This window comes from Mycobacterium sp., assembly GCF_050701675.1.
Classification (GTDB): Bacteria; Actinomycetota; Actinomycetes; order Mycobacteriales; family Mycobacteriaceae; genus Mycobacterium.
On sequence record NZ_JBOGDD010000599.1, the window covers coordinates 1 to 8,402 of the forward strand.

At 67.3% G+C, this 8,402-nt stretch carries 8 protein-coding genes; all 8 read right to left on the reverse strand.

The genetic code is table 11. The annotated features are described in order from the left end of the window. Window positions 1–932 (reverse strand): enolase C-terminal domain-like protein (locus ACRDUX_RS18395; protein ID WP_526415456.1); only part of this gene is annotated, 932 nt, incomplete at its 3' end. 93 nt (window positions 933–1,025) lie between these two features. Continuing rightward, complete coding sequence (locus tag ACRDUX_RS18400) at window positions 1,026–1,835, reverse strand: IclR family transcriptional regulator (RefSeq protein WP_526415457.1); 810 nt, start codon at window positions 1,833–1,835, stop codon at window positions 1,026–1,028. Next, window positions 1,832–2,554 (reverse strand): TSUP family transporter, encoded by a 723-nt coding sequence (locus ACRDUX_RS18405; protein WP_526415458.1) that lies wholly within the window; start codon window positions 2,552–2,554, stop codon window positions 1,832–1,834. The genes ACRDUX_RS18400 and ACRDUX_RS18405 overlap by 4 nt, the downstream gene beginning before the upstream one ends. Window positions 2,555–2,562: 8 nt before the next feature. Next, window positions 2,563–3,597 (reverse strand): ABC transporter ATP-binding protein, encoded by a 1,035-nt coding sequence (locus tag ACRDUX_RS18410; RefSeq protein WP_526415459.1) that lies wholly within the window; start codon window positions 3,595–3,597, stop codon window positions 2,563–2,565. Next, window positions 3,590–4,624: an ABC transporter ATP-binding protein gene (locus ACRDUX_RS18415; RefSeq protein ID WP_526415460.1), complete on the reverse strand. Its 1,035-nt coding sequence runs from the start codon at window positions 4,622–4,624 to the stop codon at window positions 3,590–3,592. Before ACRDUX_RS18415 ends, ACRDUX_RS18410 begins: the two co-directional genes overlap by 8 nt. 31 nt (window positions 4,625–4,655) lie before the next feature. After that, complete coding sequence (locus tag ACRDUX_RS18420; RefSeq protein ID WP_526415461.1) at window positions 4,656–5,648, reverse strand: ABC transporter permease; 993 nt, start codon at window positions 5,646–5,648, stop codon at window positions 4,656–4,658. A 16-nt stretch (window positions 5,649–5,664) separates the two neighbouring features. Continuing rightward, window positions 5,665–6,594: an ABC transporter permease gene (locus ACRDUX_RS18425; protein ID WP_526415462.1), complete on the reverse strand. Its 930-nt coding sequence runs from the start codon at window positions 6,592–6,594 to the stop codon at window positions 5,665–5,667. 27 nt (window positions 6,595–6,621) lie between these two features. Then, window positions 6,622–8,178 (reverse strand): ABC transporter substrate-binding protein, encoded by a 1,557-nt coding sequence (locus tag ACRDUX_RS18430; protein WP_526415463.1) that lies wholly within the window; start codon window positions 8,176–8,178, stop codon window positions 6,622–6,624. Window positions 8,179–8,402: the final 224 nt, after the last annotated feature.

Consider the following 8,402-nt stretch of genomic DNA (forward strand, 5'->3'; position numbering starts at 1 on the left):
AGCTCGCGCCAGTCGGTGGCGATCATGTTGGTGGCCGTCCGCAGCCCCGTGGCCCGCTTGAACTCCGCCATGACCTCGCGGCCCGAGAACCCGGCTTCCGGTCCGACCGGGTCTTCGGCGTAGGCCAGCACCCCGTCGAGTTCGCGGCACGTGGTGATGGCATCGTCGAGGAGCCAGCCGCCATTGGGATCCAACGTGATTCGCGCGTCCGGAAAGCGGTCCGCCAGCGCGATCACTGCCTTGGCCTCATCGGGTGCGGGCAGTACGCCGCCCTTGAGCTTGAAGTCGCGGAACCCGTACCGCTCCCTGGCCGCCTCCGCGAGCCGGACCACCGCATCGGGTGTCATCGCCTCGTCGTGCCGGATGCGCAGCCACTCGTCGGAGCCGGCGGGTTCGTCGCGTGCCGACGCGTACGGCAGGTCGGTCCTGGTGCGATCGCCGACGAAGAAGAGATACCCGAGCGCCTGAACGCGGGTGCGCTGCAGTCCCTCGCCGAGCAGCGCCGCAACGGGGACGTCCAGGTGCTTGCCGAGGAGGTCGAGCAGGGCCGACTCGACGGCGGTGACCGCGTGCACGGTGATTCGGAGATCGAACGTCTGCGCGCCACGGCCCGCGGCGTCACGATCGGCGAAGGTGCGGCGGATGTCGGCGAGCACCGCGTGATACTCGCCGATGCTGCGACCCTCGACGATCTGGCGGGCGTCTTCGAGCGTGCGACGGATCGGCTCACCGCCGGGTACCTCGCCGACGCCGACGTTGCCGTCGGAGTCGTTGAGGATGACCAGGTTTCGGGTGAAGTACGGCGCATGGGCGCCGCTCAGGTTCAGCAGCATGCTGTCGCGTCCGGCGATGGGAACCACCCGCATGGCGGTCACGACGGGGGTGCGACTCTCTCGGGGCGAGCGAAGCGACGGGGGAGGTGGCGTCCTCATACCGTCAGCCTACAAACGTTCGTTGATACTCGTCCAACACTCATATGACATGGATTGATGCGCCGACTGCATGAGCGATCCATCCGAGGAGGGTCACTGGGCGAACCACTTGTCGCCGTTGGCGACGGGCCGCAGCACGCGGGTCACCTTGTCCCCCACGCTGCACAGCGCCTCGACGACGGCCCGCTCGCGCTCCGGCGTCAACCGCGCGACCGGGACCGAGGCGCTGATCGCGTCCTGCGCGGGCCGCGTGTAGCCCAGTGTCACGGCGAAGCACCGCAACCCGGCCGTGTTCTCCTCGTCGTCGGTGGCATAACCGCGTACCCGTGCCGTCTCCAGCTGCTCCTCGAGTGCCGCCCGGTCCGTCGTCGTGTGCACCGTGAGCGCCTGTAGTGCGTCAGGAACGTGTCGATCCCTCTCGGCGCCGAACCTGTCCGCCAGCAACGCCTTTCCCAGCGCGGTGGTGTGGGCGGGCAGCCGCCGTCCGACCCGGCTCGTCGTCCGGTGGTACTGCCGCGACTCCCTGGTGGCGAGATAGACCACGTCGAAGCCGTCGAGACGCCCGACGTGGAAGGTCTCGTCGAGTGTCTCGCGCAACTCTTCGAGGAATGGCGTGATCATCGGCAGGTAGGGATCACTGTCCAGATAGCTGGTCCCGACGAGCAGTGCGCGGATTCCGATGCCGTACCGCGTCCCGGAGTCGTCGGAGCGGACCCAGCCCTGCGTCATCAGGGTTCGCAACAGCGCGTGCGCACTGCTGCGTGGCATGTCGAGCGCGGCGCTGATCTCGCGGATGCGGGCCGGGCGGTCCTGTCGGGCGGCCAGGTACTCGAGCAGTTCGACGGTGCGCACCGCCGACTTCACCTTGCGCACGGCGACATCCGTCGAGTTGGGGTCGCTCACCACAGCCCCGCCTCGTGCGAGATCAGGACGAGCGCACCGGCGGCGGACATGGCGATCGCCGTCCAGCGCTGTCGCCTCGGGTTCAACAATCCGTTGACGCGCCGGGACAGCAGGTATCCCGCGAGCATCGCAGGCGCCAGCAGCGCGCACATCCGGAACGTTTCGGCGTGCACCGCGCCGGTCAGGGCCAGCATCACGATCGACAGCAGCGAGCCGACGAGGAAGAACCCGCTCATGGTTCCGCGCAGGCCTGGTCCGCTCCTGCCCTGCCACACCAGGGCCATCGGCGGGCCACCGATGGACGTTGCCGTCCCGAATACGCCCGACGTGGCGCCCGCGAGAACGAGGTTGCGTCGCCGTGGCACGGGTATCCACCCCGAGCTGGTGAGCCCGACGCCGAGCAGCACGACGCCTGCGATCAGAATCGCCAGCGCGCGTTCGGGAATGGCGGCCAGCAGCAGCGCCCCTGCGATGGTTCCCGGCACCCGTCCCACCAGCGCCCACCCGGTGCCGGACAGGTCGATCGCCGCGCGCTCGCGCACGGTGACGGCCAGGGTCACCAGTGAAGCCAACATGATCAGCGTGCCGGGTACCAGGCTCGGGTCCACCAGGGCGATCACCGGTGCTGCGAGCATCCCAAGGCCGAACCCGATCGACGCCTGCAGGCAGGACCCGACCAGGATCGCGCCTGCGACGACCGCATACTCGCCCACACTCAAGGCGGCACTCAAGCGCTGTGCGACAGCGCCGAGGCCTCGCCCACCAGTGGATGATGGCATTCCGCGCCGTGTTCGGCGTGTACGGGATCGATCACCAGCGGGGGGCGTTCGGACGCACACACGTCGGTGGCCTTCCAGCATCTCGTCCTGAACCGGCAGCCCGAGGGCGGATTGATGGGCGACGGCACTTCACCCTTGAGCAGGATCCGCTCCTTGCGCTGCGCCGCATCCAGTTTGGGAGCCGCCGACACCAGCGCCGCCGTGTAGGGGTGGCTCGGGCCGTCGAAGACCACTTCGGTGGGGCCCGCCTCGATGATGCGCCCGAGGTACATGACGGAGACGCGGTCGGCCACGTGGCGCACCACCGAAAGGTCGTGCGAGATGAACACATACGAGATCTGCAGCTCCTGCTGCAGGTCGTTGAGCAAGTTGAGCACCTGGGCCTGCACCGAGAGGTCGAGCGCAGAAACCGGCTCGTCGCAGATGATCACGTCGGGATTCAACGCGAGCGCCCGTGCGATGCCGATGCGCTGGCGCTGGCCACCGGAGAACTCCTGTGGGTACTTGTCCGCAGCGCTGGCGCCAAGCCCGACGAGGTCGAGCAGCCCGCGCACCCTGGTGTCGCGGTCGCGCCTGTTCTGGTGCATCGTCTTGTGGGTGCGCCATGGCTCGGCAATGATGTCGCCCGCCGACATGCGCGAGTTCAGCGAGGCATAGGGGTCCTGGAACACCATCTGGACGCGGCGCCGGAACTTCAGCAGGTCCTTGCCGCGCAGACTGAAGGGATCGATTCCGTCGAAGGTGACCGTGCCCGAGTCGGGCCGCTCGAGCATCATCAGGGTGCGCGCCAACGTCGACTTGCCGCAACCGGATTCGCCGACGAGACCCAGCGTCTCACCACGGCGGAGGTCGAGGGTGATGCCGTCGAGTGCGCACAGTGCGTTCTTGCTACCCAGCACCCGGAAGGACTTGCGAAGGTCGCGAACCTGCAGCAGCGGGCCGGCGTCCGTGGCCGACGTGGGATCGGACTGCGGCTCAGACATTGACGACCTCCTTGGGGAAGTGACAGGCAGCATGATGCCTGCTGCCTACGACGGTCAGCGCGGGCCGGTCGGTTCGACAGACGTCTGCGACGAGTGGGCAGCGCGCCTGGTACGCACAGCCCTTGGGAATGGAGTGCAGGTCCGGTGGGGATCCACCGATGGACTTCAGCTCTTCGCCACGTACGGCGCTCACCGGCACCGAGTCGAGAAGACCCTTGGTGTAGGGGTGTCTCGGATTCGCGAATACCTCTGACACCAGGCCGGTTTCGACGATGTTCCCCGCGTACATGACGGCCACGCGGTCGGCTTCCTCCGCGACGAGAGCCAGATCGTGGGTGATGAGCACGACTGCCATGTCGTACTCGGTGCGCAGACTGCGCAACAGTGCCATGATCCCCGCCTGCACGGTGACGTCCAGTGCCGTCGTCGGCTCGTCGGCGATCAGGACGCGCGGGTTCAGCGCGACCGCCATGGCGATGAGCAGGCGCTGCCGCATACCGCCGGAGAACTGGTGCGGGTAGGAGTTCAACCGGCTCTCGGGCTGCGGGATCCCAACGCGCGCCATCAATTCGACGGCCCTGCGCTTGGCCTCCTTGGCCTTCATCCCCTGGTGGATGCGGAATGGCTCCGCCAGCTGGGTGCCAACGGTGTAGAGCGGGTTGAGTGCGGTCAGTGCGTCCTGGAAGACGATCGCCAGTTCGGTGCCGGCGAGCCGCCGCCGCGCCTTCCCGTCGACGGCCAGAAGGTCCGCTGACGCCCCGTCGCTGGCGGTCAGCACGGCCGACCCCGCGGTCACTTCGGCGACCGGTTCGAGCAGGCCGACCAGCGCCGTCGCGGTCATCGACTTGCCGCAGCCGGACTCGCCGAGCAGCGCCAGCGTCTCGCCGCGGCGGGCGGCGAACGACACGTCGTTGACCGCACGGACCTTGCCGCGGATCGTGCGGATGTCGACGGTCAGACCCTCGACGCTGAGAGCCGGATCGGCGTCGACGACGTCGGCAGGCGGGTGTTCTGCGACAGCGGTCATGGCATTCCCTTCATGGTCATGGTGGATCCCTTCAGGACATACGCTTGGAGGCCTTGGTGAAGCGGGACAGTCGCTTCTGCGGGACGGTGAGCCGCCACCGCTGCCCGGGATCTCCTGCGATACGGGCCCAGGCCGCCAGGATGGTGGCCGACACCGTGGTGATCACGATGGCGACTCCTGGGAAGAACGACAGCCACCAGGCCGAGTTCAGGTAGGTGCGCCCCTGCGCGACCATCAGGCCCCAGCTGACGTCGGGCGGCTGGATCCCGATGCCGAGAAAGCTCAGCGAGGACTCGGCGAGCATGACGTAGCAGAAGTCGAGAGTCGCCACGGTCAGCAGCGTCGGCAGCACGATCGGGAGGACGTGCCTGGTGATGATCGCCGACGGGCTGGCCCCGAAGGTGCGAGCGGCGTCGACGAAGAGCCGGCTCTGCAGCTCGGCCGATTCGGCGCGGGCGGTGCGCAGGTACACCGGGATGCGGGTCAACGCCAGCACCGCGACGATGTTGGCCGCGCTCGGCGAGAAGACGTAGAGCACCACCACGGCCAGCAGCAGCGACGGGAAGCTCATGATCACGTCGGCGACGCGCATCGCCACCGTCTCCCGCCATCCGCGGTGGTAGCCGGCCCACATGCCGATCAGGGAGCCGATGACCGCGGAGATCACCACGGCCGGAATGGCGACCGACAGCGTGGTTCGGCTCGCGACGATCAGTCGGGCGAGCATGCTGCGCCCGAGCGGGTCGGTGCCGAGCACGTTGGCCCAGCCGTGGGCGAGCGTGAAGGGCGCCTGGTTGGAATTGTCGAGATCGATGTGGGTGGCGAGGTGGCCCATCAGCATCGGCCCGAAGACCGCGGTGAGAACCACCAGTGCCAGCACCGCGGCCGCGCACGCGGCCACGCGGTCGTTGACCAGCAGCCGGAACCAGATCGACCGCCCCGACTTGCGAGCGCCGCTCGCCTCCGCCTCGCCGACGATCGCCGTCGTCGGCTTGACCGGCACCAGATCGAGTTGAGTGCTCATGTCTCTCGTGTCTCCCTTAGACCCGTGCCGGTTCCCGCACGCGTGCGTCGAGCAGCGCGTAACAGGCATCGATGGCGATGTTCAGGACGAAGATGCTGACCGCGGTGAGGAGCACCGCCGCTTGCAGCACCGCGAAGTCGCGCTGCAGGATGGCATCGATCATCAGCTTGCCGATGCCCGGCCAGCCGAAGATCGCCTCGACGACGACGGCGCCGTTGATCAGACCGACCGCAAGGTCCCCTGCGACGGTCAGTGCAGGCGCGGCCGCGTTGCGCAGCGCATGGTGGGTGACGACGCGCAGATCCCCCGCGCCCTTGCTCCGCGCCAACCTGACGTAGGGGGCCGACAACGCGGAAACCATTGCGCCGCGGACTACTTGGGTGAGTACGCCGAGCGGACGAATCATCAGCGTGGCGATCGGCAGGATCCAGGAAAGCACACCGCTGTCGACGCCGGAGGTCGGCAACACGCCAAGCAGCACCGCGAACAGCCATACGCCCGTGATCGCGAACCAGAAGTCGGGAATGCTGGCGGCGGTCATGGACAGCAGGCTGGAGAACCGGTCGGCCAGCGAGTTGGGCCGGTAGGCCGCCCAGCAGCCGATGATCACGGCGCCCACGATCGCGAGCAGCATGGTGGTGACGGCCAGCTGGAGGGTGGCGGGAAAGGCGCGAAAGGCCATCGCGGACGCCGACTCTCCGGTGCGCAACGACGTCCCGAAGTCGAGGTGGATGACGCCCTTGAAGTAGTCGGCCATCTGGGTCACCAGTGGCTGGTCGAAGCCGTTCTTGGCGGCGAACGCCGCGCGCTGCTCGGGCGTGGCGGATTCGGACATGTAGAGATTGGTGGGGTCACCGGTGAGCCTGGCGAGCAGGAACACGCCGAGCAGCACGATGATCAGCGGCAGTGCGCTGGTGTACATCCGGCGTCGGACGAAGGAAAACATGGGCTGTGTCTCCTGGGCTGGGTGGGGTTACGAAGCGTCGGTGCGGTCGGGGCCTGCGGGAGTCATCTCATTCAGGCGCATCTCGTCGCCGGTGGCGGAGTTGGGCTTGTAGTCGACGCGCGGTGACTTGCCGAGGATGCCCCGCATGTGTGCGATGTACGCCATTTGCATGATTTCCTGGGGTTCTTCGGCGAACAGCTTGGCGAAGGCGTCTTGGCGTGGCTGGCCGGTCAGCACCTCGGCGGCGCGGATCTTCTCGTCGAATTCCGGTGTGCCGTAGGCGGCTTGGGGGCCGTCACTGAGCATGTACTGGTCCATGGTGAACGCGGCGTCACCGGCCTGGTTCCCATGCATGATCATCAGCAGGTATGGACCGGCATTCGGCGGGAATGGCCGCAGCTGATACTCGAGCTGGCTCGAGGTGTCCATCATCTCGATCTTGACGTTGAGTCCGACCTCGGCGAGTTCACTCTGGATCACCTCGATGGTCTCGCTGATGTTTGGGAACTGCGCCGTGCGACCGATGATTCGGATCTGCCGGTCGACGGGCACACCGTCGGCCTTGGCCGCCGAAATGAGCTCCTTGGCCTTGGCGAGGTCGTGCGGCCACAGTCCGAGCTTGTCGTTGTAACCGACGACACCCGACGGGATCAGCTGTGCCGCAGGTTGTCCCAACCCGCGGAAGAGCGCCTTGACGATTCCGGTCCGGTTGATGGAGTAGTTGATGGCCTGTCGCACGCGGATGTCGTTGAGCGGCGCCTCGGTGGCCTGGATGCGGAGCGCGGTGGTCTCGTTGTTCTGGAACGGCACGCCCAATGCGCCGGCCCCATCTTCGGGGCCAAGGCCGGTAGCGATGTCGGTCTCGTCGTTGGTGATCATCGCGGCGCGGACGCTGCCCTCGCTGCGCCACTGGTACTCGGCGCGCGCGAAGGCGGGCTTGGCACCCCAGTAGCGTTCGTTGCGCGCCAGTGTCAGCTTCTGGCCGAAGTCCCAGTTCTCGATGGCATACGGACCCGTGCCAATGGGCTCGCGCACCTTCTCGGCGGAGCTGGTCGACCGCGGCACGATCTCCACGAACGAGATCCGCAACGGCAGAATCGGATCCGGCTTCTCAGTCGCGACGGTCAGCGTGGTGTCGTTCGGCGCTGCCAGCTTCAGCTTCTCGTCGCCGAACACGTATCCGTCGACGTTGCACTGCAACTCGGAATTCACGGCCCGGTCGATCGCGAAGGCGGCATCGGCGGCCGTGAAGGGTGCGCCGTCGGAGAAGGTCACGCCCGAACGGACGTCGAACGTCCACTCGGTCGGCGAGGTCTGGCGCCATCCGGTGGACAGCAGCGGCTGCAGCTCGCCGCTGTTGGGGTCGCGTTCGATGAGCGGCTCGGTGATGTTGGAGCGCACCACGATGCCCGTCGAGGTCAGCGAGCTCTCGCAGGGCTCGAGAGTGGGCGGCTCCTGGGAGAGCACGATCCTCAGCGTGTTGGGGTCGTAGCCACCGTGACCGGAGTTCGCGACGGTGCACCCCGCTGCCACCACGCACACGCTCGCGGCGAGGGCCGCGATGCGACTTGGGGTTGCGGGCATGTCTTCCTCCAGATATCTCCTGTGACGTCCACGTATGTGGATGCAATCTGTGACGGTAGACACACGGTAGGAGCGGCCGCGAGAACCCGTCAACCCAGGCCACGAGGCCAAATTGCGGCTGATGGGCGCCTTGCGACCCGGTTGCCGCGTCCCAAGAAATGCGCTGTGACCTGGTATTTCATTGGCCGGAGCAAGGGTTTGATACTCGCGAGAGAGGCTCAAAC

Bases quoted from the DNA above. Each gene is read 5' to 3' on its own strand.
- ACRDUX_RS18415 (WP_526415460.1), bottom strand. From the start codon at position 4,624: ATGACCGCTGTCGCAGAACACCCGCCTGCCGACGTCGTCGACGCCGAT.
- ACRDUX_RS18425 (WP_526415462.1), bottom strand. From the start codon at position 6,594: ATGTTTTCCTTCGTCCGACGCCGGATGTACACCAGCGCACTGCCGCTG.
- ACRDUX_RS18430 (WP_526415463.1), bottom strand. From the start codon at position 8,178: ATGCCCGCAACCCCAAGTCGCATCGCGGCCCTCGCCGCGAGCGTGTGC.
- ACRDUX_RS18420 (WP_526415461.1), bottom strand. From the start codon at position 5,648: ATGAGCACTCAACTCGATCTGGTGCCGGTCAAGCCGACGACGGCGATC.
- ACRDUX_RS18410 (WP_526415459.1), bottom strand. From the start codon at position 3,597: ATGTCTGAGCCGCAGTCCGATCCCACGTCGGCCACGGACGCCGGCCCG.